The organism is Mesorhizobium sp. M2E.F.Ca.ET.209.01.1.1, from assembly GCF_004010375.2.
Lineage (GTDB): Bacteria > Pseudomonadota > Alphaproteobacteria > Rhizobiales > Rhizobiaceae > Mesorhizobium.
Genome location: NZ_SADP02000019.1, coordinates 25593 through 50608, shown reverse-complemented (window position 1 = coordinate 50608; position 25016 = coordinate 25593). Strand labels below are relative to the sequence as shown.

Sequence of the window (25016 nt, the reverse complement as noted above, 5' to 3'; positions counted from 1 at the left end):
GGCTTCGCCCGACGGGATTGCCCGGTCGTTCACAGCAGCCCTGTCCCTGCTCGCGCGTATGGGCTGCGAGCGCTTCAACCGCTTCCACGTCGCGCCCATAGTTAGCCGCATGAGCAGGATACCGCTCCGTCTGCTGCGCAATCGGTTTTAAATTCGCATTGCCGCCTGCGCCTAGCGTCGGCTGATCGGCCAGATCGCAATATCAGTCGTTTAATCGCCCGGACTTTACGTAATGCGAACGGCGCCCTTCGCCTGGGACTTTCGGTCCGCAGCCCGCCCCCTGCTGTCCTGAACTATGCAGCCTTCCCCGCGTAGATAGCGTGAAGCGTCTCGGGCTTCAGATGTGTGTAGCGGCGCAGCATCTTCCAATCTTTGTGCCCAGTAACCAACGCTACCTGTTCAATTGTGAACCCAGCTTCAAACAGGCGGCTCGTTCCTTCGTGTCGCAAGTCGTGAAAATGAAGATCGTGGATGTCGAGGTCACCGCACCCTCGACGGAAGGCGGTGCCGACCGACTTATGATTGAACGGGAAAATTCGATCATCGTCATTGCTGCGCTTTGCCTGCTGTTCCTCGACGATGGCCCACGCATCATATCCAGTGGCCGCGAACAGCGGTATGCGCTGATTGTTGCCGTTCTTGTTTCGAGGATCCTTCCTGTCGCGGATCAGGAGCATCCGCGTGCGAGATTCCAAATCAGACCAACGCACCTTGCAGATCTCCTCCTGGCGCATGGCGGTTGCGACCGCGAAGCGAATGATCTGGCCAATCGGCGCAATTTGGCGAGGGTTTGCGTCGAAATGACAAATCAGCTTGTCGAGTTCATCCTGTGTCGGCCGTCTGTCGCGCTGCTGGCCTTTGCCAACGAGACCGAGCCTCTTTAGGGCGATACGGGCCAGATCAACCGGCTCCACCTTGACCGGCAGACCGTGGACGGCCGCAGCATGAGACAGGATGAGCTTTATGAAGCCAATATCGATGCCGAGCGTCATCGGTCCGGCACCTTGGTCGGCTCGCTCACGACCAAAAAGGATGAGCCGTTCGCGATCGAGAGCCGCGATGTTGCATTTCCCCAGGTGTCGTTTAAGCATCTCGAGGGCGGCGGCCTTGGAGCGGCGAGGGGGCTTGCCTACATCGCACATGTCGTCGATATGGAGGTCGATGAGTTCGCCAAAAGTTTTGAGGCGCGCTACACGGGACTTGGTCGGTGTCTCGCCGCGGTCGACTTGGCGTTCGGTTTCGGTCGCCCATCTCCGTGCGTCGTCCCGACGCAAGAACGTCTCGCTGACGTAGCGACCTTTGCGACGAACCTGCACGCGCCAAGAACCGGATGGTAATTTTGTGTAGGTGGCCATTTTTCGTGTGCGCTCCGTGTGCACTGAGAGATCGAAACGTGGCGAAAAGGGTCGTATTTTGGCGTAAATTCGTGTGCACTCGGCAGGTTCTAAGAATTTGATGTTAAACGAAAAATGCTGAAAAATCAAGAGCATAGGGTGGCCATTGCGCCCATGATGGATTGGACGGACCGGCACTGCCGGTTCTTCCACCGCCAGTTGACGGGTCGCGCGTTGCTCTACACCGAAATGGTTGTGGCGGACGCCGTCATCCACGGCGCGCGCGAACGGCTGCTCGGCTTCGACGATGTCGAGCATCCGGTGGCGTTGCAGCTTGGCGGATCGGATCCGGCAAAGCTCGCCGAGGCGGCGCGGATCGGCGAGGCCTTCGGCTATGACGAGATCAACCTCAATGTCGGCTGCCCGTCCGACCGCGTCCAGTCGGGGACGTTCGGCGCCTGCCTGATGAAGACGCCAGACCTGGTCGCCGAATGCGTCGCGGCCATGAAAACTTCGGTGAAAATCCCCGTCACGGTCAAATGCCGCATCGGCGTCGACGATCAGGACCCGCAACCTGCGCTCGATACGCTCGCCGACGGCGTGCTCGCGGCCGGCGCCGACGCGCTCTGGGTGCATGCCCGAAAGGCTTGGCTGGAGGGGCTGAGTCCCAAGGAGAACCGCGACATCCCGCCGCTCGACTATCCGCGCGTCTATCGGCTGAAGGCCAGAAAGCCGAACGAATTCATCGGCATCAACGGCGGCATTCAATCGCTTGCCGAGGCGTCGGCGCATCTTTCCCATGTCGACGGCGTGATGCTCGGCCGCGCCGCCTATCATACACCCGGCATCCTGACCGGCGTTGATGCCGCGTTCTACGGCGAAGTGGCAGCCGCCTTCGACTATCCGGGGCTGATCGACGCCATGGCCGGCTATGCCGCGCGCCATATCGAGCGGGGAGGGCGACTCGGCCACATCACCCGCCATATGGTCGGACTGTTCCACGGCCTGCCCGGCGCGCGCCGCTTCCGGCAGATTCTTTCCACGGATGCGAACAAGCTCGGCGCCGGTCCGGAGGTGCTGAAGAGCGCGTTCGCAGCGATTGATTTCACTGCCGTGGAAGCCGACGCGGCCTGACTTTCGGTTAAGCGCGTTGCGCTTTAACCTTTTTTCTAATGCATGTCGTGGTCCCAGAACCGCTACACACTTCTGGGCGACATGCATTAGTCCCGCAGGATCATGCGGTCGCCGCGCACGTCAAAGCCCGACAATGAGCCGATGAAGTTCATGCCGAGCAGGCTTTGGTCGAGCATGCCAGGCGCGGCGACCATCACCGACATGTCCTTGCGCACGATGCCGCCGATCGCCAATTCGTCGGTCCTGACCGTCGCGGCACGTGCCATGCCGTTGGCGGTCGAGACGTCGACGCTGTAGCTGAGCGCCGCCGGGTTGAAACCCGCGGCCTGAGCATCTTCCGAGGTCAGCACCGTGCTGGTCGCGCCGGTATCGACGACGGCGCGCACCGGCGTGCCGTTGACCAGGATACGGGCCTCGAAATGGCCATTGTCGGCCTTGTCGAGCGTGACGGTCGGGCGACCATTCTCCACGCCGAGCGCCAGCGGGCTGCCCGGCAACAGGCCGGCGGTCACGCGGCTCGCGACATCCTGCAGCTCATAGCGGTACTGATAGCCGGCGATCAGCACGAGCACGAACGCGGCCCACACACCGATATTGCGTGCCATGTCGCCAAGCGGCCGGCCCGAGCGGAGCAGGCTCGCGCCGATCACCATGACCAGCACGCCGACCCAGATCAGCCGGCCGAAATCATTGTTGTTCATGCCGAAAGTGCGGCCGGCCGAATTGTTGAGCATCAAGAGCACCAGCCCGACGCCGATCACCACCATGACGATCCAGAACAGCCGGTTCATCGGTTTCTTCTCACAAAACGCCGCGTTCGCGTGCCATGCGGGCACGCCTTGTTTCGCGGCGCGGCCGGCGCTCGACCGTTTCGAGCCGGGCCGGCAGTTCCGACATCACCGCCCGGCGCGATTCAGGGGTCATCGTGAGCCAGCCGGAAATCTCGTCGCGCGTGCGGCCGCAACCGAAGCAGAATCCGGTTTTCATATCGATCGAACAGACCAGGATGCAGGGGGATTCGATGGCGGTCATGCTGTTCTCTTGCGTTCATTCCACATGGTGCAACCGTTGGAGCAATGCAAGCCCTCCGCGATGCGTCGCAAGGCCACCTGTTCGCGGCATCGCCAGGCGGTTGTGCCGGCGGGAGAAGGCGGCTATGCCGCTTGCGATTTCCGCAACGAGCCGCGACCGACGCAAATGCCTGCTAAGCCTTTCGACGATTTCCGAAGCCTCCTGGCGGCGTTGCCGCCTGCCGATGACGCGGCGGGCGCGCGTGTCCGCGCGCTGTTTGCCAAAGCGGACAAGCCGAACGAATCGCTCGGGCGCGTCGAGGACATCGCGGCCTGGATTGCCGCCTGGAGCGGCCGCGCGCCGCCGGCGATCAACCGGCCGCTGGTGGCGATCTTCGCCGGCAATCACGGCGCGGTGCGGCACGGCATTTCGCCGCGGCGTGTGGCGGCGACCGCCAATGAAGTCGAGCTCTGCGCCGCCGGCGGGGCCGCGATCAACCAGGTCTGCATCACCAACGATCTCGGCTTGAAAGTCTTCGACCTGGCATTGGATATCCCCACAGGCGACATCACGGAGGAGGCGGCGCTCGATGAGCGCGGCTGCGCCGCGACCATGGCCTTCGGCATGGAGGCGGTCGCCGGCGGCGCGGATCTGCTGTGCCTAGGTGATCTCGGGGTTGGCAATTCGACCATCGCGGCTGCCCTTTGCGCCGCGCTGTTCGGCGGCAAGGGGACGGATTGGGTTGGGCCGGGGTCTGGCGCCGATGCGGCGACGATGGCGCGAAAAGCCGAGGTTGTCGATCGGGCGCTGGCGTTTCATGGTCCCGGCCTCGGCGATCCGCTGGAGGCCCTGCGACGGGTCGGCGGACGCGAGTTCGCGGCGATCTGCGGCGCCATTCTTGCGGCCCGCATGGAGAAGATTCCCGTCTTGCTCGACGGATTCGTGGCGACTGCCGCGGCCGCTGTTCTGCATGCGGCCAGCCCCGGTACGCTCGACCATTGTCTGCTTGCCGGCCTGTCGCCCGAGCCTGGCCATGCCAAGGCTGCCGAAAGGCTCGGACTGCGGCCTCTGCTCGATTTCGGCATCAGCCATGGCGAAGGAGTTGGGGCCGCTCTCGCTGCCGGTATCGTCAAGGCCGCGGCGCTGACCAGCTCAGGCATGGCGATGGCTGTTCGGCTCTAGAGCCGCGGGGATCGCGTCAGCGGCGCCCGCGCGTGGCGACCGTCTTGGTCGGCAGGGCCGGCAGTTCCTCCATCACCCGGCTCAGCGGGAAGATGGCAATCGCCTCCGTGCCTTCGCGCAGCTTGGAATGAAGCTCGAACTCGCCGCCATGCATGGCAAGCAGGCCCTGCACGATCGGCAGGCCGAGACCGGTTCCCTGTTCGGCGCTCTTGATGGCGATCGAGCCCTGGCCGAAAGCGGATAGCACCACCGGGATTTCCTCATCCGGTATGCCTGGGCCGTTGTCCTTGACCGAAATGTACTGGCCGCCGCCGGCGGTCCAGCCGACGCGCACGCGCACTTCCCCGCCGGACGGCGTGAACTTGATCGAATTGGACAGGAGGTTGAGCGTGATCTGCCGCACCGCGCGCTCGTCGGCGAAGAGGCGCGGCAAGGTCTCCTCGAACTCCTGGATGATGCGGATATCCTTGTTGCGGGCGCGCAATTCCATCATGTGGCAGCAATCCTCGACGATGGTCACAAGCACGACCGGCTCCTCGTTGAGCTGGTAGCGGCCGGCCTCGATGCGCGACAGGTCGAGGATCTCGTTGATCAGGTCGAGCAAATGCTGGCCGGACTCGTGCACGTCATGGGCATAGTCGCGATAGGTCGGATTGTTCATCGGACCTAGAACCTCATTGGCCATCACCTCGGAGAAGCCGAGGATGGCGTTCAGCGGCGTCCGGAGCTCGTGGCTCATCGAGGCGAGAAAGCGCGACTTCGCCAGATTGGCGTCCTCGGCGCGCCGCCTTGCCTCGTCCGACATCGATTTTGCCGTCTCGACCTCGGCGATCAGCGCGTCCTTTTCCGAACGGAAGGACAGCACCATCAACGAGGCTTGATTGAGATGACGCGCGACGTAACCGAAGAAGGGGAGAGCCGCGATGAGGAGCGCCGCCATCGTGGCTTCGATCGGCGTCCACAGGGGGATGATGGTGTAGACATAGACGGAAACGGGGATGGCAAAGGTCGCCAACAGCGCGCCCCCAAGCGAGGAGGCCATCACGGCGGTCGTCGCCATCGCGATCAGCAGCACCATGGCCTTGGCCACATGGAACTGGTCGATCTGGCAGGTGTCGCAGCCGATCCATGCGAACCATGCCCAGCCCAGGCCACACAGGAAATGGCCGACCAGAAAATCGCGGCGCGTCTGTGAAGGGTCGAGTTCGGCGGCTTCGGTTCGTTCGACGCGCCGCGACATGAAAGCGACGATCGCGTAGCAAAGCAGCATCGCCAGGGCCCAGATGGCGATCTGGTTACCCAGGCCTGCCAGCCGGCCGAGAGCCGCCACCGCAAGCACCAGCAGCGGGATTGCGACCGCGCTGACCACCATGGCGCGCGCATGCAGTTTCAGGAGTTCGCGGTCGAAGTCGAGGCTGCCCGCCTGTTGCGAAAGGCGGTCGCGCGTCTTGCGCACCGCGCGCGCCACATCGCTGTTGCGGTGCGGTTTACGGCGGTCCACAATGAATTTATCCGCTGTGTTCGAGCGTAGCAAAGGCATACGGACTTCAATTTCTGCGCGCAGCGATTTTCAGTTCGTTAAGCTACGTTCGAATGATTAAGAGACTGTTTGCCATATGAGCCGCTTCGGGCCGCGAGGACCGCGCCGGCGCTACGCGGCAAGCCCGCCGCGCAGCCCCTGGCGCAAGCTGCTGGACTATGGGCTGGCCTTCCTCTTGCTCGGGTTGCTGATCCTGGTGGCCGCGCGGCTCGATCGCTTCGAGAGGCGTACGGAGCAGGGCACGGTGATCGTCAATGACGGGGATTCGATCACGCTCGGGGCCGAGCGCATCCGCATGCGCGGTATCGATGCGCCTGAATATCTGCAGACCTGCCGGCAGAACGGCGCCGACTATCCCTGCGGCAAGCTGGCGCGGCAGTCGCTGGTGCGCCTGATCGCCGGCAGGCCTGTTTCCTGCAGCGGCTGGCAGCGCGACCGCTACGGCCGGCTGCTCGGCGATTGCAGGGCAGGCGACACCGACCTGAACCAGGCCCAGGTGCAGGCCGGATGGGCGGTTGCTTTCGGCGGCTTCGAGACCGAGGAGGCGGTGGCGAGAGCGGCCAAGGTCGGCATCTGGGCAGGCAGCTTCGAGGCGCCACAGGATTGGCGCGACAGCCATCACAATGCGCCGGTCGAGCGAAAGCACGGCACGCTGGCCTCGTTCAGCGACGCGTTGCGCGAGTTCTTTCGCTTCTGGTGATGGGCGTATCCGAGCCCTATGATCCGGTAGAGAAGCTGGAGGATGGAATGAAGCTGTTCGATGGCGGCCGCGCGCCCAATCCCCGGCGTGTGCGTGTCTTCCTTGCCGAGAAGGGGCTGACGGTGCCGCTTGTGCCCGTCGACATGGGCGCGCTGGAGCATCGCGGCGAGCAGGTGGCGCAGCGCAATCCGCTGCGGCGCCTGCCGGTGCTCGAGCTCGACGACGGCACCATCATCACCGAATCGATCGCGATCTGCCGCTATTTCGAGGAGTTGCACCCCGAGCCGTCGCTTTTCGGCAAGGGAGCGCTCGGCAAGGCAAAAGTCGAGATGTGGCAAAGGCGACTTGAACTGAACCTCATGGCCAGTGTCGCGGCCGCGTTCCGGCACATCCATCCGGCGATGAAGGAGTGGGAGGTGCCGCAGATCCCGGAATGGGGCGAGGCCAACAAACCGAAGGTGATCGAATTCCTGCGCCTCTTCGACAAGGAACTGGCGCAGCGCGAGTTCGCCGCCGGCGATGCCTATTCGGTAGCTGACATTACCGGAATGATCGCCATCGATTTCATGAAGCCGGCCCGCATCAAGGTGCCTGAGGAATGCACGAACGTGCTGCGCTGGTACGCGGCGCTGACGAGCCGGCCGAGCGCGAAGGCCTGAGCGACGCTATTGGATAGTCCGCCCGATATGATCGAAGCATTGGAGCGCCTCACCGCGAGGGTGCGGGCCTGCCGCATCTGCGTCGACCAGCCGCTTGGCCGGCCCTTGCCGCACGAGCCGCGGCCGGTGCTGAGACCGTCCGCGAGCGCGCGCATCCTGCTCGCCAGCCAGGCGCCGGGCACCAAGGTTCACATCTCGGGCATGCCCTTCACAGACGCTTCCGGAGATCGTCTCAGAAGCTGGCTCGGCGTCAGCAGCGAAGAGTTCTACGACACGGAAAAATTCGCCATCGTGCCGATGGGCTTCTGCTTTCCCGGCCAGGATGCAAAGGGCGGCGACCTGCCGCCGCGCCGCGAATGCGCGCCGGCCTGGCGCGCTCAGCTGATGGCGCTGATGCCGCAGATCGACCTGGTGCTGACCATCGGCAGCTATGCGCAGGCCTGGCATATGGGCACGACCCGCGCGGCGTCCTTGACGGATACGGTGAGGAATTGGCGCGCCATCTGGGATGCGCCGGCCAGTCCAAAAGTGTTGCCTCTGCCGCATCCGTCGTGGCGAAACACCGGCTGGCTGAAGAAGAATCCCTGGTTTGAAATTGATTTGCTGCCGTTCCTGAGATCGGAAATCCGCTATCGCATTGGTTAGGCATTCCGCAAGATATCACTCGGTTTTGCCGCCTTCGGCAGAATTTCTTTCTTGTGAAAGGCTCCGATAAAAGGGATTATAGCCAAACTATTCCCCTGGAGCCTCCCCATGGATCGCCTCGACAGAAAAATTCTACGCCTCCTGCAGGAGGACGCCACGCTTGCGGTGGCCGATGTTGCCAAGAAAGTCGGCCTGTCGACCACGCCGTGCTGGCGACGTATCCAGAAGCTCGAGGAAGAGGGCGTCATCAAGCGGCGCGTCGCCATCCTCGACCATGAGAAGGTCAATGTGCGCGTCACCGTCTTCGTGTCGATCCGAACCAATTCGCACAGCCATGAATGGCTGCGGCGGTTCTCCGAGGTCATCCAGGAATTCCCCGAGGTGGTCGAGTTCTACCGCATGAGCGGCGACGTCGATTACCTGTTGCGCGTGGTGGTTCCGGACATCGCCGCCTACGACGCCTTCTACAAGCGGCTGATCGCCAAGATCGAGATTCGCGACGTGTCCTCGTCATTCGCCATGGAGCAGATCAAATACACGACGGAGATTCCGCTCGACTACATGGTGCTTGATAAGGAATCGGGCGCGAACGCGGCGTGACAACGGTCACGCCGGTCAGCTTTAGTTCTTCTTCTTGTTGAGGAAATTCCACGGCGAGTTGATCGGCAGGGTGACCGTATCCGGCACCGTGTCGACCCTCGCTACCTCCGCCTTACGCACCGTATAGCCCGACTGGACGATCGACACGCCGTCGAGGATGAAGAGCTGGCTCTTTTCCATGCCGGGCTTGAGCACGCCGGTGACAGCGACCGGTTCGTAGGCCTCTTTCATCGTGTAGGGAAGCGCCGGCGTCACCAAAACGATCTGGTTCGGCGGCGGCGTCGGCATGTGGCTGCAGGCGCCGGTCCACGGCACGAGCAGGAACTGATAAACGAGGTCGCCGTCGCGATCGACCGGCAATGCATAGCCGGCCAACTGTATCATCTTGTCCTGGAGATTGAGCGACAAGGTCTCACCGTGATCGGGCAGCTTTGCCGCAATCATCGGCAGGTTCGCGTCCTCGGCGATCGCCTGCGTTGCAGGGCGCAGATCCTTCCAGAAGATATGCGCGACCTCGGCCGCGGCATCGGCTCCAGTGGCCGCGAACAAGAGCGCTGTCGCCAACGCCGCGCATGATTTGAAACGCATGTTCATCATCGCTCCATCCTCCGCCAGCCGATTTGCGGAATCGAGTAAAAGCGTCGTGACCGATCCGGGCTCAACGGCCAAGCCGCATCACATGCCGGCGCGTGCCGGCGGTGCCGATATCGTGGAAGCCCCGCGCGACGAACATGTCGCGAAAGCCCATGAAGCGATAGCTGGGCGCGGCCTCGTCGACGGGATAGGCTTCGATCACACACGCGCCTTTGCCGAAGGCGTGGTCGATCGCGGCGTCGAGCAGGGCGGAGGCCAGCCCGTCGCCGCGCAAAGCCCTCGGCACATAGAAACAGACGATCGACCATATGCCGGTCTCGCTATCGTCCTGCTGCTTTGACAGCTTCCGGTAGGTCTCGCGCGGCGCGACCGAGCACCAGCCGATCGGTCTGCCGTTCAACTCGGCGAGGATGCCCACGGGAGTGCCGGCATCGATCAGCGCCATCATCATGCGCTTCTTCTCGTCGTTCCCAATGTGCTCGCGGCTGGAATGGCGCCAGGCCATGCACCAGCAATATTTCGGCGCGCCCGGCTGCTCGAACAGGTCTTCGAAACGGTCCCGCGTTTCTTGCGTCACCTCGACAAAGCGGATGCCGGCAAGGTCAGGCTTTTGCGGCTGCGAGCCTTGCGAGCTGCTTGGCATCCGTCAGTTCCTTCACCGCATCCTTGCCGATCCAGCGCGCCGTCCTGTCCGACGATGCCGCCAGTCTTTCCGCCAGCGCAAGGGCAGGGGCGTGCAAGCTCATCGAGCGTTTGCCGACCTGCCGCAGCGCCCAATTGACCGCCTTGCGGACGAAATTGCGCGGATCACGGGCATGTTTCTTGATCAGCGGCAGATAGGCAAGGAAGGTCGCGTCCGGCTCTTTCTTCAAATGCACCGCGCTCCAGGCCAGCATGGCAAAGGCGGTGCGACGGACGAATTCGCGTTCGTCCTCGGCGAATTCGTCGATCAGGTCGCGCCAGAATGGCGTCTCGGCAAACAGGTCGGCGACAGTGTCGACGATCTCCCAGCTGTCGAAATCCGCGGCCCAGCGCCGGCATTGATCGATGTCGACCTTCTTCGGCTCGCCGGTGAAGGCCGCCATCAGCCGCGCCTCTCGAATGCCGCTGTCCCACAGCAGAAGCGATCGTTCGTGGTTCTTCTTGAGCTTGCGCGCCAGCGGTCGCAAATCGGAGTTGCCGATGCCAAGCGCGCTCGCCGTATTGATGCCGAAGCGCGCCATGCCTGCCAAGTTCGCCTCCGTGCCGATCGCACGCAGGTGCGCGACGATGTCGTCGGCGCTCCAGCTCGGATCGGGCAGGCCCATCGTCGCCTATTTTTCCAGGCGCGCGAGCAGCGAGGACGTGTCCCAGCGCTTGCCGCCCATGTCCTGCACATCCTTGTAGAACTGGTCGATAAGCGCCGTGACCGGCAGCTTGGCGCCGTTGCGGTTGGCCTCGGCCAGGCAGATGCCGAGATCCTTGCGCATCCAGTCGACGGCGAAGCCGAAATCATATTTGCCGGCATTCATCGTCTTGTGGCGGTTTTCCATCTGCCAGGAGCCGGCGGCGCCCTTCGAGATCACCTCGACCACCTTTTCGATGTCGAGGCCGGCCTTCTTGCCGAAATGGATGCCCTCGGCCAGCCCCTGGACGAGGCCGGCAATGGCGATCTGGTTGATCATTTTCGTCAGTTGGCCGGCACCGGCCGGGCCCATCAGCCCGACCATGCGGGCGTAGGCGTCGATGACGGGCCTCGCCTTGTCGAAGGCGGCCTCATCGCCGCCGACCATGACGGTCAGCACGCCGTTCTCGGCGCCAGCCTGGCCGCCGGATACGGGCGCGTCGAGGAAGGAGAAGCCGGCTTTGCGCGCGGCTTCGTCCAGTTCGCGCGCCACCTCGGCCGAAGCGGTGGTGTTGTCGATGAACACGGAACCCTTCTTCATCGCGGCGAAGGCGCCGTTCGCGCCGGTGGTGACCGAGCGCAGATCATCATCATTGCCGACGCAGGAGAAGACGAAGTCTTTGCCTTCGGCTGCTTCGGCCGGCGTCAGCGCCAGCTTGCCGCCATGCTGGGCTACCCACTGCTCGGCCTTCGCCTTGGTGCGGTTGTAGACGGTGACGTCATGGCCGCCCTTGTTCCTGAGGTGCCCGGCCATCGGATAGCCCATGACGCCAAGACCGAGAAATGCAACCGATGCCATAGACCTGCCTTCCAACAAAACAGAGATTTCAGTGCCGGAACGTCTAGGCCATGCAGCGAATTCGTCAAGGCGCGGCAAGCCGCATCGACTGGCACAGACCTGCAGGGTTCAATCTATCGATGCAGGTGGACGGTGATGCGGCGCTCGATCCATTCGATGCCGTGGCGCAGGATCTCGACCATCACCAGATAGACGATCGCCACCCAGATATAAGCCTGGATGTCGAAGGATTTGGCGTAGGCGAGCTTGGCGTTACCCATCAGGTCGTACACGGTGATGATGGCAACGATTGCGGAAGCCTTGATCATCAGGATGAGCTCGTTGCCATAGGGCCTGAGCGCGACAATGATTGCCTGCGGCAGGATGACTTTGCGCAGCGTCTGCAATTTGTGCAGGCCAAGCGAGGCAGCACCTTCCCATTGTCCGCGCGGCACGCTTTCGATGGCGCCGCGCAGGATTTCGGCCTGGTAGGCGGCGGTGTTGAGCGAGAAGGCAAAGACACCGCAATAGAAGGCCTCACGGAAGAACCACCACAATCCGACCGTTTCCAGCTCCGGCCGAAAGGAGCCGACGCCGTAATAGACGAGATAGGTCTGCACGAGCAGCGGCGTGCCGCGGAAGAAATAGACGTAGCAATAGGCTAGCCCCGAAAGGAGCCAGTTCTTGGACATGCGGCCGTAGGCAACCGGCAGCGAGAAGATCGCTCCCAGCACCATCGAAATGGACACCAGCGACAGGGTCGTTCCCAGGCCCTGCAGATAGGCCGGCGCGTAACGGGCGAAAAACTCTGGATTCCAAGCGTAGACGAGATAGGCGACGATGCCGAGACCGAAGAGGATCCACACGCCGACCAGCGCGTAGCCGACGATGCGGGCGCGCGGCCAGCCGCGGGCCAGAGGGGGCGGCTTGTCGACGGCGATGGCCTGGCTGACGCTCATCGCACCGCTCTCCGCCCGAGATGACGCAGAATCTGGCCGGTCGCGATCGACGACAGGATGGCGAGAGCCAGGAAGATCAGCGCCGCCACGCTATAGAAGAGGAAGGCATGTTTGGTGACGCGCGCCGCGACGCCGGACTGGCGCAAGGTCTCAGCGAGATTGACCACCGAGACCAGCGAGGTGTCCTTGAGCAGGCTCAGCCAGCAATTCTCAAGGCCGGGAAAGGCAATGCGTATCAGCTGCGGCAGGATGATCAGCCGCATCGTCTGCCATTTCGCCAGGCCGATGGCGTAGCCGCCCTCATACTGGCCTTTCGGAATGGCGCGAAACGCGGAGAGGAAGACCTCGCTGGCATAGGATGAAAAGATCAGCGACAGCACGATCATGCCGGCGATGAAGCTGTTGACGTCGATCGTGGCATTCGGATTGAACAGCCGCACTATGTATTGCAGCAGAAGCGGCATGCCGAAGAAGAACAGGAACAGCGTGACCAGCTCCGGCAGGCCGCGGAAGACAGTGGTGTAGATGTTGGCGGCGAGCCGCAGCGAGGGCTCTTCATGCTGCTTGGCGAAGGCGACAAAAAATCCGATCGTCAGGCCGATCGGCAGTGTGGCGAGCGCCAGCACGATGGTAACCAGAACGCCAGACGCAATGTCGTCACTCCAGCCATCCGGTCCCCAGCTGAGAAGTGTCCAAATGCTTTGGGCCGGCATTGACGGGTCGTGTCTCCGTGGCGATCCCGGGAGAAGAGAAGGGCGGCGAGGAGTGCCTCACCGCCCTTGGCGTTACGATCAGGATTCGGCGCCGTAGACGTCGAACTTGAAGTACTTGTCGTTGATTTCCTTGTACTTTCCGTTCTTGCGGATGGTATCGATCGCTTCGTTCAGCTTGTTGACCAGATCGGTCTCGCCCTTGCGCACGGCAATGCCGGCACCCGGCCCGAAGATCTCGACCGGCTGCGGGGAGGGTTGGCCGAGGATCTTGCAGCAGGCGCCGTCTGGCGTATCCAGCCATTGCTGCAACACGACGATGTCGTCCTCGATCGCGTCGAGACGGCCATTGGCGAGGTCGGCCTGCTCCTCGGGGCTGCTCGGATAGCCCTTGATGGTGCTGTCGGTGTAGGTCTTGGAAGCGTAGTTGTAATGCGTGGTCGTGGTGGCGACCCCAATGCTCTTGCCGGCGAGGTCTTCCTTGGTCACGCCCTTGAGCGGCGAATCCTTCGGCACGGCGATGGCCGAGGGGGTGTTGTAGTATTTGTGGGTGAAGTCGACCTTCTCCTGGCGCTCTGGCGTGATCGACATCGAGGCGACGATGGCGTCGAACTTGCCGGCCTGGAGCGCCGGGATGATGCCGTCCCAATCCTGCGCGACGAAGGTGCACTTCACCTTCATCTCGTCGCAAAGCGCCTTGGCGATATCGATGTCGAAGCCGACCAGCTGGCCGTCCGAGGTCAGGTTGTTGAAGGGCGGGTACGCGCCTTCGGTGCCGATCCTCAGGGTCTTTTCCTGAGCCTGGGCGACGCCAAGTGTCAGCAGCGCGGCCGAAGCGGCAAGCGCGATACGCAGTGCAATACGCATGATAATCCTCTCATATTGTCATGGCCGCTGTCCCGTGCGGCTCTTGTGGGCGGAGCTTCGTTACCGCCCGCTGAGGCGGATACTCCCACTCTTTGCGAGAAAAAAGCAACTGCAAATCAACGGCAAACGACAATCCCAATCTGCCGCTGCGTTACTCGGTTTCAGCGACGAGACCTGTGCTGCGCTCGACGAAGTCGGCTATCGATTTGGTGTCGTTGAGGTCGAAAACCGGCAGGCCTTCGCCTTCGACCGGAAAGTCGGCGGCGACCGCGACTATGTTGGGATCGTTGGCTGAAAGCGGCGTCCGGTCCTTGGCCTCGAGCCGCCTTGCCTCGATCTTCTTGTGCGCTTCGCGCTTGTAGCCTTCGACCAGCACGATGTCCGAGGGCGCTAGGCGCGCCAGAATATTGTCGAGCGTCGGCTCGTCCTCGCCCCGCAATTCGTGCATCAGCGCCCAGCGCCGGCCGGAAACGATCGCGACCTCGGTGGCGCCCGCCTGCCGATGGCGAAAGGAGTCGGTACCCGGCTTGTCGATGTCGAAGTCATGGTGGGCATGCTTCACCGTCGAAACCGTCCAGCCGCGCGCCACCAGCTCGGCGACCAGCTTTTCCGTCAGGGTTGTCTTGCCGGAATTTTTCCAGCCGGTGATGCCGAATATACGTCTCATGGCCGAAGGCTTTGCAACAGACGCTCCGCTGCCGCAAGATCGTCCGGCGTGTTGACGTTGAAGAACGGATCGATCTTCTGGCTGCCGGCCTCGATCATCGGGAATTCGACCTCGACATAGCCCTGGCGCTCCATGAAGGCCGAAACCCGCCGGTTGTCTTCGTCTACGAGGAAATGGCGCAGGGTGTCGCGCAGGCCGAGCGGCCAGAGCGCGAAGGTTGGATGCCACCTGCCGCCCGAACTGGCGACGGCAATCGCGCCTGGCCGCTCGCGGATTGCGGCGGCGAGGCGCTCGACGAGGGTGTCGGGGAAGAATGGCGTGTCGCCGGCGGCGCTCATCAGCCACCGGCAGGTTGTTTGCTTCGCCGCCCATTCAAGGCCGGCGAGGATGCCTGCCAGCGGTCCGGCATGGCCCGGCACCGTGTCCTCGATCACCGGCAGGCCCGTGCCGGCAAATCGCGCCGGATCGCCGTTCGCGTTGAGCCCGAGCGTCGCGACCTGCGGCTTCAATCGCGCGGCGACATGGTCGATCAGCCTGGCTTTGCCCAATGAAAGCAGCGGCTTGTCGCCGCCGCCCATTCGGCGCGACTGGCCTCCCGCCAGAATGATCCCCGCAACATTTCGGTCCATCGGCCTATATGCCGTCCGGCGCCATGTCGGGTCCAGCGCTTTCAGCGGCAGGCTGCTGCCTGCCGACGACGCGCTCGCGGTAGAGCGCATAGAGGCCGGAGCCGATGATAATGGCGGCGCCGACGATCATGGGCAGGTCGGGAACATCGCCGAAAATGACGAGGCCGAGCAGGATCGACCAGAGCAGGGCGGTGTAGCGGAACGGCGCGATGAAGGAGATGTCGCCCGAGCGCATCGCCATGATGATGAACTGATAGCCGATGAGCACCAGCACCGCCGCGAGCGCCAGAAGCATGGTCGACCGGCCGCTCATCGGCGTCCAGCCGCCCATCGGCGACAAAAGCAGCGCGCCCAGCACGGTCATGGCGAGCGCGGTCGCTGTCGACACCAGCATCGTCGGGATCGCTTGCGGGATGCGCTTGGTGGAAAGGTCACGCACCGCGCAGCAGGCGACGCTGGCCAACGCCACCAGCGAATAGACGCTGAAACCGTCGAATCCCGGCCGCACGATGATCAGCACGCCGACGAAGCCGGCGGCAATGGCGGTCCAGCGTCGCCAGCCGACGCTTTCGCCGAACACCAGCGCCGCGCCCATGGTGACCGCCAGCGGCAATGCCTGCATGACGGCGGAGACATTGCCGATCGGCAGATGCGCAAGCGCGATCAGGAACGACACCGTGGCGCCGGCTTCGCCGGCCACGCGCATGGCCACCATCGGCTGCAGCATGGCGGCCGGATTGACGAGCGCGCCGCGCCGCCAGGCAAGCAGGCCGACGAAGAGAGACGCGAAGGCGCCGCGCACCAGCATGACCTGCGCCATGTTCATCGATTCGGAAGAAAATTTGGTGATCGCATCGTTCAAGGTGAAGCCGACCATGGCCACGATCATGAACAGCGCGCCGCGCAGGTTTGGTGAAAGAGGCAAAGGCGTTTCCGGATTCTTTTTCTAGATCAAGCCGTAGCAGGCGACCGGAAAACAGCAACGGCAAAGAAATGGGCCACGAAGTTCTGCGTGGCCCACGAGATCGATTTGCCAAGGTTCGGAAGACTTATTTCGGCGTCAGCACTTCGGTGCCGTTGCCGTTCTGGCCGGCGATGGTCCACAGCCCATGCAGGGAGCCGTCCTTCTCGATCTTGTAGACGACGAGACCGACTTCCTTGCCCATCGCATAGCCGGCAGAAAACGCATTGTCGTTACGCATGCAGATACCGTCCGAGGTCGAGCCGCCGGTTTCCCAGTGGATCGTGCAGGTGGTGTCGCTGGTCAGCGTGATGGTGGCTTCGCCATCATATTTCGAGCCGTCGAAGTTGGTGCCGGCGACGGTATAGGTGCCGCCGATCGACTGAGCGGCGGCCGGTATGGAAGCAATCCCAAGCATTGCAAGTGAAAGTATGAATGTGCGCATGGCACTCCCCCTGAGAGCGAAAATCGCGCCCGAAGGCTAGGCCGGAAAAGGCCGGCGGTAAATCGGGCGGAAGGTGGGTGCGAGCGCATTATTTTCAGGGGAGCCGGTCCGCCTCAAGGGCCGCTGAGGCTCTTGGCGATCGCGCCGGCCAGAGGGTCGTATTTCGCCTTGAGCGCGGCGGGATATTCGATCCAGACGGTGCGGATGACGTCGTCCTTTCCGAACAGGCGCCGTTCGTAGAAGACCTTGCCGTCCTTGCTTCCAGAGAGCACCGCCCAGTTCTTGCCGGTCTTGCTGTAGGTGACCTTGTAGCCCGGTTCGGTGCTGGCTTTCTCTTGGGCAACGAAACCCTTCGGGGTGTCGTTATCGACATTGTAGATGCCGGAACAGGTCAGGCTGGCGCCGTCGGCGCTAAGCCATTGCTGCCCATCGCCATTTTCCGGTTCGGGCATCGGCTTGTCGAAGATATCGTCGGGAAATGTGCATGACTGGCCGAACCGCGCATTCACGTAGGTGAACGGCTTCGCGGTTGCCGTTGTCGTGATGATTGCCGACAGGAAAAGGATAGCCGCCGGTGACGGGCAGCCGATGCGCCGACGATTCTGCATGTTCCCCCCTTTGGCCAACAACCAAAGACGATCATGCATCAAGCCGCGAAAAAAATCAGCCGCCGGTGACGCTCATATGCCGCGAGACCGAAGGACGGCTGGTGCGGCGGTCGATGATGAAATCATGGCCCTTGGGTTTGCGGCCGATGGCCTCGTCGATCGCCGCGTCGAGCAGTTCGTTGCCCTCGGAGGCACGCAACGGCGCCCTGAGGTCGGCAGCGTCCTCCTGGCCGAGGCACATGTAGAGTGTGCCGGTGCAGGTCAGTCGCACGCGGTTGCAGCTCTCGCAGAAATTATGCGTCATCGGTGTGATGAAGCCGAGCCGGCCGCCGGTCTCCGTGACATGGACATAGCGGGCAGGGCCGCCGGTCTTGTAGGGGATATCGGCGAGCGTGAACTGGCGCTCCAGCGATGCGCGCAGCAGCGACAGCGGCAGATACTGGTCGGTGCGGTCGGCCTCGATCTCGCCCATCGGCATCGTCTCGATGAGGGTGAGGTCCATGCCGCGGCCATGCGCCCAGCGCATCAGTTCGGGGATCTCGGCATCGTTGAAGTCGCGCAGCGCGACCGCGTTGAGCTTGATCTTCAAGCCTGCCTTCTGCGCGGCATCGATGCCTTCCATCACCTTGCCGAGATTGCCCCAGCGCGTGATCTGGTGGAATTTTTCGGCATCGAGCGTATCCAGCGAGACATTGATGCGCTTGACGCCGCAATCGGCGAGCTCTGCGGCGAAGCGCGACAGCTGCGAGCCGTTGGTGGTCAGCGTCAGCTCTTCCAGCGCGCCGCTGTCCAGATGACGCGACAGCTGGCGCACCAGGTGCATGATGTTCTTGCGCACCAGCGGCTCACCGCCGGTGAGCCTCAGCTTCTTCACGCCCTTCTCGATGAAGACGGTGCAGAGCCGGTCGAGTTCTTCGAGCGACAGCAGATCCTTCTTCGGCAGGAAGGTCATGTCCTCGGCCATGCAATAGGTGCAACGGAAATCGCAGCGGTCGGTGACCGACACGCGCAGGTAGCTGATCGTGCGACCGAAGGGGTCGATCATGTCCATTGGCAAGCGTTTCCCGTGGCCTTTAGCGGCGTCGTTATATATGGCTATGTGATACGATCCGATGCCGCATTCAAGATAGAAGGTCTTGATCTTTGGTAACATTCCCCGACCGACATCGCGTGTCGGCTGACCTCAAGTGGCTTTCCGCATCGCTCGAAGCGGCGTAGGGAAGGGCGCAACTCAGAGCATGATGCCGAAAAGTGTGAAGCGGTTTTTCGGACGACATCATGCTCTATCTCTTTGACTTAGAGACGGATTCAGATTTCAGGTCGATTCGACCTGAAATCATCCGGCTCTAGACAGGACCAATCATGACCGCGCCAAAGGAACTCAGGGTCTCGAAGGACCGCAAGCTCTTGACCGTGACCTTTCCGGGGCATCAGCCGTTCGAATTGCCGGCGGAGTTCCTGCGCGTGGCTTCGCCGTCGGCGGAAGTGCAGGGCCATTCGCCGGAGCAGCGGGTGACGGTCCCCGGCAAGCGCGATGTCGCGATCCTCAAGATCGAGCCGGTGGGGAACTACGCGGTGCGCATCACCTTCGACGATTTCCACGACACCGGCATCTTCACCTGGAACTATCTGCATACGCTCGGCCATGAGAAGGACCAGCGCTGGAACGCTTATCTGGCGGAGCTGGCCGAGAAGGGGCTGAGCCGGGACCGTTAGCCTGGCGGGTGGCAATCCAATGTCGACAGCCGGCTGTCGTCAAGGCGTCATGGTCATGGGGTAGCGCCGGCAAAAGGTCAGGAGGCAAAGAAGATGTCGCGCATCACATCCGTCGAACAGCTCGAGGCGCTTTACGGGCTGCCGGGCGAAGCTTCGATCGTCAAGGAGCTCGACCATGTGATTCCCGAATACGCCGCCTTCATCGAGGCCTCGCCCTTCGTAGCGCTGGCGACCAGCGGGCCGGAAGGGCTGGATTGCTCACCGCGCGGCGATCTCGCGGGCTCCGTGCGTCTCGTCGACCAGAAGACGCTGATGATGCCGGACAGGCGCGGCAACAACCGCGCCGATTCGCTGAAGAACATCATTCGCGATCCGCGCGTCGGGCTGCTGTTTCTTGTGCCGGGCTCGGGCACCACGCTGCGCATCAACGGCCGCGCGCATATCACGACCGATGCCGGGCTTTGCGCGTCCTTCATGGTCGACGGCAAGCCGGCTCGCTCGGTCACCGTCATCGATGTCGACACGGTCTATTTCCAATGCGCCCGCGCCATCGTGCGCTCGGAACTCTGGAATCCGGCCAGGCATGTCGACCCGAAGTCGCTGCCGACGCCCGGCCAGATCCTCGAGGTCACTAGCCGCAAGAACATCGACGGCCAGAAGTACGACCAGGAATGGCCGGAGCGGGCGAAGAAAACCATGTGGTGATTGGAAGCCGGCTCAGGCTTCCTTCAGAACGTCGGCGATCTTGCGCATCTGCTCGCCGATCATGTCGCATTGTTCCGGAGTCGACTGGCTCATCGCCTTCTCGATCAGCGCCATGTGAACCTTCAGCGCCTTCATCAGCAGGGCTTCGCCGGCCTCGGTGAGGTTCAGCCGCAGCACGCGCTTGTCCTTCTCGTCGCTTTCGCGGCGCAGCAGGCCGCGGGCTTCCAACTGCGGCAACAGCATCGTGATGTTGGAGCGGCCGACCAGCAGCTTGCGGGCAAGGTCGTGCTGCGACATGCCTGGATGACGGTAGAGGTTCATCAGCACGTCGAGCTGCGCCGGCTTGAGGTCGAGCGGCGCCAGCTTCACGGCCAGCGTGCGCTCCAGCACATGGCAGGCGCGCGCCACCGCCACCCAGTTGCGGAAGCGCGGGTTATCCCAGGGCAGCTCTTGCTTAATGTTCATGTTTGAACTATTATGTTCATGCTTGAACGAATGGATGGACTGCCAATATGGCATCATTTGGAATGAAGGTCATCCGGGGCGTTTTCGGCGCAGCCGAGCATGTTGCACCGCGTCTTGGCGGCCGCGCCGCGTTCGAATTGTTTTGCCGCACACCCAGTGCCAAATCGCTGAGCGACGGCGAGCGCCGTGCAGTCGAGCGTGCCTCCGCCTTCATGGCCGAGGCCCGCCATCACCGGCTGAAGACAAGGACGGATTGCATCGCCGTGCATGAATTCCGGCCGGAGCCGGGCACCGAATCGCGCGGCACGGTGCTCATCATTCATGGCTGGCGCTCGCGCACCGAATATATGCGCGCCTTGATCGAAGGGTTCCGCGGCGCCGGCTACAAGGTCGTCTCGCTCGATTTGCCTGGGCATGGCCATTCGCTCGGCCACCGTCTCAACATGGTGAATGCGGTGGATGCGGCGCGGGTCGCGGGCGAATGGTTCGGCCCCTTTGCCGCCGTCGTCGGCCACTCCTTCGGCGGCGCGATTGCCGCCAATGCGGTTGCGGCCTCGGTCAAGGGCATACCGCCGCTCAAGGCGCAAAAGCTGGTGCTGATCGCGGCGCCGAGCTCGCTGCCGGCAATCTTCGACGACTTCAGCGACATGATGAATGTTGGGCCGCGTTCCCGCGTCGCCATGGCGGATCGGGTGAAACATCTGTCGGGCCGGCCGCTGAGCGAGTTCACTGGCGACCGCCAGCTTGCCACGGCACCGGTGCCGACGCTGATCATCCACGCGCCGGACGATCGCGAGGTCCATGCCAACCATGCCAGGCGTTACGCGGGCGCCGGCGAGCATGTCCATCTGCATTGGGCCGATGGGCTCGGCCACCGCCGGATCCTCGCCGACAGGGATGTCGTTGCGCGAGCGGTGGGTTTCGTGACCGGGCAGGGCGAATCGATCCTGCACCAATCAGCCTGTTAGTCCGCCTTCTTTTTCTGCCCCGGCTCGACCGGCAGGCCGGCCGCCTTCCAGGCGGTGTAGCCACCGAGGATATGCTTGACCGGGGTCAGGCCCATGTCCTGCGCCGTCTTGGCGGCTAAAGCCGAGCGCCAGCCGCCGGCGCAGAAGAAGACGAAGGTCTTGCCTGAGGCGAAGAACGGCTTGTGGTAGGGGCTTTCGGGATCGATCCAGAATTCCAGCATGCCGCGCGTCACATGCTTGGCGCCGGGGATCTTGCCGTCGCGCTCGACCTCGCGCGGGTCGCGCAGGTCGACGAAGATCGTGGCGTCATCCTCCAGCAGCCCCGCTGCCTCCTCCGGCGACACGACCTCGATCTCGGCATTCGCCTCGTCGAGAAGCTGGCGATATCCCTTCTTCACTGCGCATCCTCCAGGCCACGGCTCAAGCGACCAGGATTTCGAGCATAACGGCCGGGGTTTGTCACGTCCAAGCCGGTTCCGCCAATGTCTGGCGCAATGGCGCAAGCATCGCGGGAACCGAGGCTGGCCGCACGGGTCTCACACGGATGTGAAACCGTTCTGCAACATGGCCATGGAAATTTATGGAAGCTTAACGAAATCGGTATGAATCAGTATAGTTGCGCCTTACATCCGCCATGCGGTGGGCGAGATCGTTTAGCGGCGCGGAACGGGAACCGGTGACAACCGGAGCGAGTGATTCATGAAATTCCTCGGGAACAAAAAGGCGGTGCTGCCGATCGCGATCGCGGCGGCGCTTACCCTCGGGCACCAGCCGGCAAGCGCGCAAGGGCTGTTCGACATGCTGTTCGGCGGCGGCATCCGGCACGATCCGCAGGGCGAATTTCCGCCGCCGCCGAAGCCACGCAAGATACGGCCGCCAGGAGAGGATGGCGGCAGCGTCCGAATCAGCAGCCCGACCTACAACACCTACCGGGCCGACAAGGTCGTGCGCGTCGACTTCAAGTCGCTGGTACCTGCAACACCGCCCGCAACGGCGCAGGATGCCGCCTTTGTCCCGTCGGTGACGAGCTCCGCATTCCGCGATGCAGTTGCCGGCCTGAGCGACTATGAGCTGTTCGCCGAGCCTGACATCGCCAAGGCGCTGATTGCCTATTACTCGGCCAATCCGGATTTCATCTGGGTGAGCGACAACGCGCCCAACAGCAGGGCGCAGGATGCCGTGCGCGTGCTGGGCGAGGCGGCGAGTTATGGTCTGACGCCGGCTGACTATTCCGTCGATATCCCCGCGGCCGCGACTTCCGCCACGCCGGAAGAGCGAACCAGGGAACTGGTCCGCTTCGAGATGGCGCTGTCGGCGCGCGTGCTGCGTTATGCCCATGATGCCCAGAGCGGCCGCGTCGATCCCAACCGGATGACCGGCTATTACGATTTCCCGGCCAAGCCGTTCGATCTGGAAGGCGCGTTGAAGACGCTGGCCCATACCCAGGAAGTGCGTACCTATCTCGAATCGCGGCATCCGCAGAACGCCGAGTACCAGGCGCTGCGCGTCGAGCTGGAGGCGCTTGAAGCCAGCGAGGAAAACGAGATCGTCGTCGATCCCAAGCTGTTGCTCAAGCCCGGTGAGAGCAGCCCGGAACTGCCGAAGTTGCTGACGCTGATTGCCCGCAATCTCGATGACGACATGGGCGGCAGCTACGGCGAGGTTCTTGCTAGGTTGGGCAAGAGCGAAGTCTACGAACCCGAACTGGTACCGGTGATCAAGGCGGTGCAGCAGCGGGAAGGCATGAAGGGCGACGGCGTCATCGGCCCGCGCACAGTGGCCTTGCTGGCCGGGGCTTCGAAAGCCGACAGGATCGAGAAGGTCAAGGTGGCGCTCGAGGAACTGCGTTGGCTGCCGTCGGATCTCGGCAGTCCGCGCGTCTTCATCAACCAGCCGGCCTTCACCGCCAGCTATATCGACAATGGCGAGGAGAAGCTGAAGACCCGCGCGGTGATCGGCCGGGTCACCAACCAGACCGCCTTCTTCTACAACCAGATCAAGCAGGTTGACTTCCACCCCTATTGGGGCGTGCCGCAGTCGATCATCGTCAATGAGATGCTGCCCAGACTGCGCAGCGATCCGGGCTATCTCGACCGGGCCGGCTATGAGGTGACGGATTCGCGCGGCAGGCAAATCCCGTCGTCGGAGGTGGACTGGGGCGCCTACGGCTCCAAGATCCCATTTAGTGTGCGTCAGCAGCCAAGCGAGGCCAACGCGCTCGGCGAGTTGAAGATACTCTTCCCCAACAAGCACGCCATCTACATGCACGACACACCGCAGAAGTCGTTCTTCGCGCGTGACATGCGGGCGCTCAGCCATGGCTGCATCCGCCTGCAGGATCCGCGGGGCATGGCGGCGGCGGTGCTTGGCACCTCTGTCGACGATATCGCCGAGAAGCTGAAGCACGGGCATTCGACCGAGAATGTCACACGCGTCATCCCGGTCTATGTCGCCTATTTCACCGCCTGGCCCGACATGTCCGGCAAGGTCGAGTATTTCGACGACGTCTATGGCCGCGATTCCAAGCTGATGCAGGCGCTGGACGCGACCGAAGCGGTGCGTACGCCTTCAAGCTGAGCGCTGTTAACGTCAAGCAATTCCGGACGGAAGGCTACGGCGATGCCGCCGAGCCTGACCGCTTCACACTTTTCCTGGAATTGCTTTGATGAGCGGCGGGCGGAAGCCGGCGTCGCGCCCGGCGATCAGCCAGTAGATCAGGCCGGCCACGAGGCCGCCGCCCGCGATGATGCCGATGTCGGCCCAGCGTTCCGGGTCATCGGCGGCGTCAGGCCATATCAGCATGAAGCCGGCCGCCGCAGCGGCGGCGCCGAACAGCATGTGCAGCCAGAAGCTGCGCAGCGAAAAGAACTCGGCGATCAATGCGAAGACCAGCGTCTGCATCCCCGTCAGGATAATCGTCAGGAAATAGACGAACATGCCGAGCGGCGGCACGACCAGGACGGCGACGGGGGTGAATTCCATAAGTCCGAAATAGCCCGGCGCGTTGGGCAGCGAACTCAATATCGCGTAGATCACCACCACCGCGATCAAGCCAGCAAGCACCGCGACCAGATAGCCGGCGAGCACCATCAGGATGCGCTTCAGGACGTAGCCGATCACTGCCATGCACCCCCGTGCCCGCAATCAGGAGGGCAGTCAGCCACCAAAGTTGTGACGATGCAAGGCCGGCCCGCCGCGCCGGACTCCACGGCGCGGTGCCGGGGTCCTCAGGCGCCACCGCACAGGTGCTGCGAGTCCGGCAGAGCCCATGCGCCTTTGGCGGCGAGGTCGACGGCGTAGTAAACCCTGCCGCGCAGATCGTCTTTCGGACAGTCGCGCGGGATGGCGATCAGGCACATGACGACCGGATCGCCGACCTTGGAACTCGCCAGTCCCGGTTCGCGGTCATAGGAGACCGCCGTGCCGCCATTGGTGAACGTCGCGGCGCTGCCGGCATCCGGACTGGCGGTTTCCAGCGGGTCGTCGCCCAGCCTTGTCGTCAGCGTCTTGATTTGGGTGAAGCCGCAATTTCCGATCGACGCGGGCAGGGGCTGGTCGGTCGGCTTCGGCGTCCTTGCAGCAAAGTCGAGCGCCTTCTTGCCGATCAGCGCGATGTTGTAGTCCCTGTACCCATGACGGCGCGCTGCCATATGTCTGCAACGCATTGTTCTGGGCGCTGACGATGCAGGCGGCATCCGTCTTGCAGGCATTCCGGTCGGCGACCAACCCCCTGGCGATCTTGCGCTTGTCGCCGC

The 25016-nt window shown here is 63.1% G+C and carries 31 protein-coding genes; 10 read left to right on the top strand and 21 right to left on the bottom strand.

Annotation, left to right across the window (positions count from 1 at the left end; all coding sequences use genetic code 11):
- Nucleotides 1-293: 293 nt before the first annotated feature.
- Nucleotides 294-992, bottom strand: a complete 699-nt coding sequence (locus tag EN852_RS27470) for a site-specific integrase (RefSeq protein WP_246694432.1) — start codon at nt 990-992, stop codon at nt 294-296.
- 477 nt (nt 993-1469) lie between these two features.
- Between EN852_RS27470 and dusA the strand changes: the two genes are divergently transcribed.
- On the top strand, nt 1470-2468 hold the full coding sequence (gene dusA, locus EN852_RS27465; RefSeq protein ID WP_127878695.1) for a tRNA dihydrouridine(20/20a) synthase DusA: 999 nt from the start codon (nt 1470-1472) through the stop codon (nt 2466-2468).
- An 86-nt stretch (nt 2469-2554) separates the two neighbouring features.
- On the opposite strand, the gene EN852_RS27460 is transcribed toward dusA, so the two are convergent.
- Both EN852_RS27460 and EN852_RS27455 read right to left on the bottom strand, forming a co-directional pair.
- Nucleotides 2555-3259 carry a TIGR02281 family clan AA aspartic protease gene (locus EN852_RS27460; protein ID WP_127878693.1) on the bottom strand — a complete coding sequence of 235 codons (705 nt, stop codon included), beginning with the start codon at nt 3257-3259 and terminating at the stop codon, nt 2555-2557.
- Nucleotides 3260-3269: 10 nt separating this feature from the next.
- Nucleotides 3270-3500, bottom strand: a complete 231-nt coding sequence (locus EN852_RS27455) for a DUF1289 domain-containing protein (RefSeq protein ID WP_127878691.1) — start codon at nt 3498-3500, stop codon at nt 3270-3272.
- A 165-nt stretch (nt 3501-3665) separates the two neighbouring features.
- Between EN852_RS27455 and EN852_RS27450 the strand changes: the two genes are divergently transcribed.
- Nucleotides 3666-4661: a nicotinate-nucleotide--dimethylbenzimidazole phosphoribosyltransferase gene (locus tag EN852_RS27450; RefSeq protein ID WP_127878689.1), complete on the top strand. Its 996-nt coding sequence runs from the start codon at nt 3666-3668 to the stop codon at nt 4659-4661.
- 16 nt (nt 4662-4677) lie between these two features.
- On the opposite strand, the gene EN852_RS27445 is transcribed toward EN852_RS27450, so the two are convergent.
- Complete coding sequence (locus tag EN852_RS27445; RefSeq protein WP_127878687.1) at nt 4678-6201, bottom strand: HAMP domain-containing sensor histidine kinase; 1524 nt, start codon at nt 6199-6201, stop codon at nt 4678-4680.
- Nucleotides 6202-6277: 76 nt separating this feature from the next.
- Between EN852_RS27445 and EN852_RS27440 the strand changes: the two genes are divergently transcribed.
- The 4 genes from EN852_RS27440 to EN852_RS27425 all read left to right on the top strand — a co-directional run bounded on the left by EN852_RS27440 (nt 6278) and on the right by EN852_RS27425 (nt 8805).
- Nucleotides 6278-6901: a thermonuclease family protein gene (locus EN852_RS27440; protein ID WP_127878685.1), complete on the top strand. Its 624-nt coding sequence runs from the start codon at nt 6278-6280 to the stop codon at nt 6899-6901.
- Between the two features lie 47 nt (nt 6902-6948).
- Complete coding sequence (locus EN852_RS27435; RefSeq protein WP_127878683.1) at nt 6949-7560, top strand: glutathione S-transferase; 612 nt, start codon at nt 6949-6951, stop codon at nt 7558-7560.
- Nucleotides 7561-7587: 27 nt separating this feature from the next.
- Nucleotides 7588-8205 carry a uracil-DNA glycosylase family protein gene (locus EN852_RS27430; RefSeq protein WP_127878681.1) on the top strand — a complete coding sequence of 206 codons (618 nt, stop codon included), beginning with the start codon at nt 7588-7590 and terminating at the stop codon, nt 8203-8205.
- 108 nt (nt 8206-8313) lie between these two features.
- Nucleotides 8314-8805, top strand: a complete 492-nt coding sequence (locus tag EN852_RS27425) for an Lrp/AsnC family transcriptional regulator (protein ID WP_006205209.1) — start codon at nt 8314-8316, stop codon at nt 8803-8805.
- Between the two features lie 21 nt (nt 8806-8826).
- Here EN852_RS27425 and EN852_RS27420 read toward each other — a convergent pair whose 3' ends face one another.
- From EN852_RS27420 to moaA, 13 genes are all read right to left on the bottom strand, one after another.
- On the bottom strand, nt 8827-9399 hold the full coding sequence (locus EN852_RS27420) for a DUF3299 domain-containing protein (protein ID WP_127878798.1): 573 nt from the start codon (nt 9397-9399) through the stop codon (nt 8827-8829).
- A gap of 64 nt (nt 9400-9463) precedes the next feature.
- Nucleotides 9464-10042 (bottom strand): GNAT family N-acetyltransferase, encoded by a 579-nt coding sequence (locus EN852_RS27415; RefSeq protein ID WP_127878679.1) that lies wholly within the window; start codon nt 10040-10042, stop codon nt 9464-9466.
- Nucleotides 10002-10706, bottom strand: coding sequence for a DNA alkylation repair protein (locus tag EN852_RS27410; RefSeq protein ID WP_127878677.1), 705 nt, complete (start codon nt 10704-10706; stop codon nt 10002-10004). Before EN852_RS27410 ends, EN852_RS27415 begins: the two co-directional genes overlap by 41 nt.
- 6 nt (nt 10707-10712) lie before the next feature.
- A complete protein-coding gene (locus EN852_RS27405) occupies nt 10713-11582 on the bottom strand; it encodes an NAD(P)-dependent oxidoreductase (protein ID WP_127878675.1) in 870 nt (289 codons plus the stop codon).
- 113 nt (nt 11583-11695) lie between these two features.
- Nucleotides 11696-12520, bottom strand: coding sequence for an ABC transporter permease (locus EN852_RS27400; RefSeq protein ID WP_127878673.1), 825 nt, complete (start codon nt 12518-12520; stop codon nt 11696-11698).
- Entirely contained in the window at nt 12517-13233 is a 717-nt protein-coding gene (locus EN852_RS27395) for an ABC transporter permease (protein ID WP_127878671.1), read from the bottom strand. The genes EN852_RS27400 and EN852_RS27395 overlap by 4 nt, the downstream gene beginning before the upstream one ends.
- Before the next feature lie 78 nt (nt 13234-13311).
- Nucleotides 13312-14097, bottom strand: a complete 786-nt coding sequence (locus tag EN852_RS27390) for an ABC transporter substrate-binding protein (protein WP_042642409.1) — start codon at nt 14095-14097, stop codon at nt 13312-13314.
- 151 nt (nt 14098-14248) lie between these two features.
- Complete coding sequence (gene mobB / locus EN852_RS27385; RefSeq protein ID WP_127878669.1) at nt 14249-14764, bottom strand: molybdopterin-guanine dinucleotide biosynthesis protein B; 516 nt, start codon at nt 14762-14764, stop codon at nt 14249-14251.
- On the bottom strand, nt 14761-15393 hold the full coding sequence (mobA, locus tag EN852_RS27380; protein ID WP_127878667.1) for a molybdenum cofactor guanylyltransferase MobA: 633 nt from the start codon (nt 15391-15393) through the stop codon (nt 14761-14763). The genes mobB and mobA overlap by 4 nt, the downstream gene beginning before the upstream one ends.
- Before the next feature lie 4 nt (nt 15394-15397).
- Nucleotides 15398-16318, bottom strand: a complete 921-nt coding sequence (locus EN852_RS27375) for a DMT family transporter (RefSeq protein WP_127868085.1) — start codon at nt 16316-16318, stop codon at nt 15398-15400.
- Between the two features lie 124 nt (nt 16319-16442).
- Nucleotides 16443-16799: a hypothetical protein gene (locus EN852_RS27370; protein WP_127878665.1), complete on the bottom strand. Its 357-nt coding sequence runs from the start codon at nt 16797-16799 to the stop codon at nt 16443-16445.
- 113 nt (nt 16800-16912) lie between these two features.
- Nucleotides 16913-17407, bottom strand: coding sequence for a hypothetical protein (locus EN852_RS27365; RefSeq protein WP_127868083.1), 495 nt, complete (start codon nt 17405-17407; stop codon nt 16913-16915).
- 55 nt (nt 17408-17462) lie between these two features.
- Nucleotides 17463-18458 carry a GTP 3',8-cyclase MoaA gene (moaA, locus tag EN852_RS27360; RefSeq protein WP_127878663.1) on the bottom strand — a complete coding sequence of 332 codons (996 nt, stop codon included), beginning with the start codon at nt 18456-18458 and terminating at the stop codon, nt 17463-17465.
- Between the two features lie 311 nt (nt 18459-18769).
- On the opposite strand from moaA, the gene EN852_RS27355 reads away from it, so the two are divergent.
- Both EN852_RS27355 and EN852_RS27350 read left to right on the top strand, forming a co-directional pair.
- On the top strand, nt 18770-19123 hold the full coding sequence (locus EN852_RS27355; protein ID WP_127878661.1) for a DUF971 domain-containing protein: 354 nt from the start codon (nt 18770-18772) through the stop codon (nt 19121-19123).
- Nucleotides 19124-19216: 93 nt separating this feature from the next.
- Nucleotides 19217-19828 (top strand): pyridoxamine 5'-phosphate oxidase family protein, encoded by a 612-nt coding sequence (locus tag EN852_RS27350; protein ID WP_127878659.1) that lies wholly within the window; start codon nt 19217-19219, stop codon nt 19826-19828.
- A 12-nt stretch (nt 19829-19840) separates the two neighbouring features.
- Here the strand turns inward: EN852_RS27350 and EN852_RS27345 are convergent, their stop codons facing one another.
- Nucleotides 19841-20293, bottom strand: a complete 453-nt coding sequence (locus EN852_RS27345) for a MarR family transcriptional regulator (protein WP_127878657.1) — start codon at nt 20291-20293, stop codon at nt 19841-19843.
- A 47-nt stretch (nt 20294-20340) separates the two neighbouring features.
- On the opposite strand from EN852_RS27345, the gene EN852_RS27340 reads away from it, so the two are divergent.
- Nucleotides 20341-21261, top strand: coding sequence for an alpha/beta hydrolase (locus EN852_RS27340; RefSeq protein ID WP_127878655.1), 921 nt, complete (start codon nt 20341-20343; stop codon nt 21259-21261).
- Here EN852_RS27340 and EN852_RS27335 read toward each other — a convergent pair.
- Nucleotides 21258-21659, bottom strand: coding sequence for a rhodanese-like domain-containing protein (locus EN852_RS27335; RefSeq protein WP_127878653.1), 402 nt, complete (start codon nt 21657-21659; stop codon nt 21258-21260). The genes EN852_RS27340 and EN852_RS27335 overlap by 4 nt on opposite strands.
- A gap of 301 nt (nt 21660-21960) precedes the next feature.
- On the opposite strand from EN852_RS27335, the gene EN852_RS27330 reads away from it, so the two are divergent.
- Entirely contained in the window at nt 21961-23838 is a 1878-nt protein-coding gene (locus EN852_RS27330) for a murein L,D-transpeptidase (RefSeq protein WP_127878651.1), read from the top strand.
- Nucleotides 23839-23901: 63 nt separating this feature from the next.
- Here the strand turns inward: EN852_RS27330 and EN852_RS27325 are convergent, their stop codons facing one another.
- Entirely contained in the window at nt 23902-24387 is a 486-nt protein-coding gene (locus tag EN852_RS27325; protein ID WP_127878649.1) for a hypothetical protein, read from the bottom strand.
- 101 nt (nt 24388-24488) lie between these two features.
- Entirely contained in the window at nt 24489-24911 is a 423-nt protein-coding gene (locus tag EN852_RS42560) for a hypothetical protein (RefSeq protein WP_246694424.1), read from the bottom strand.
- Nucleotides 24912-25016 lie beyond the last annotated feature (105 nt).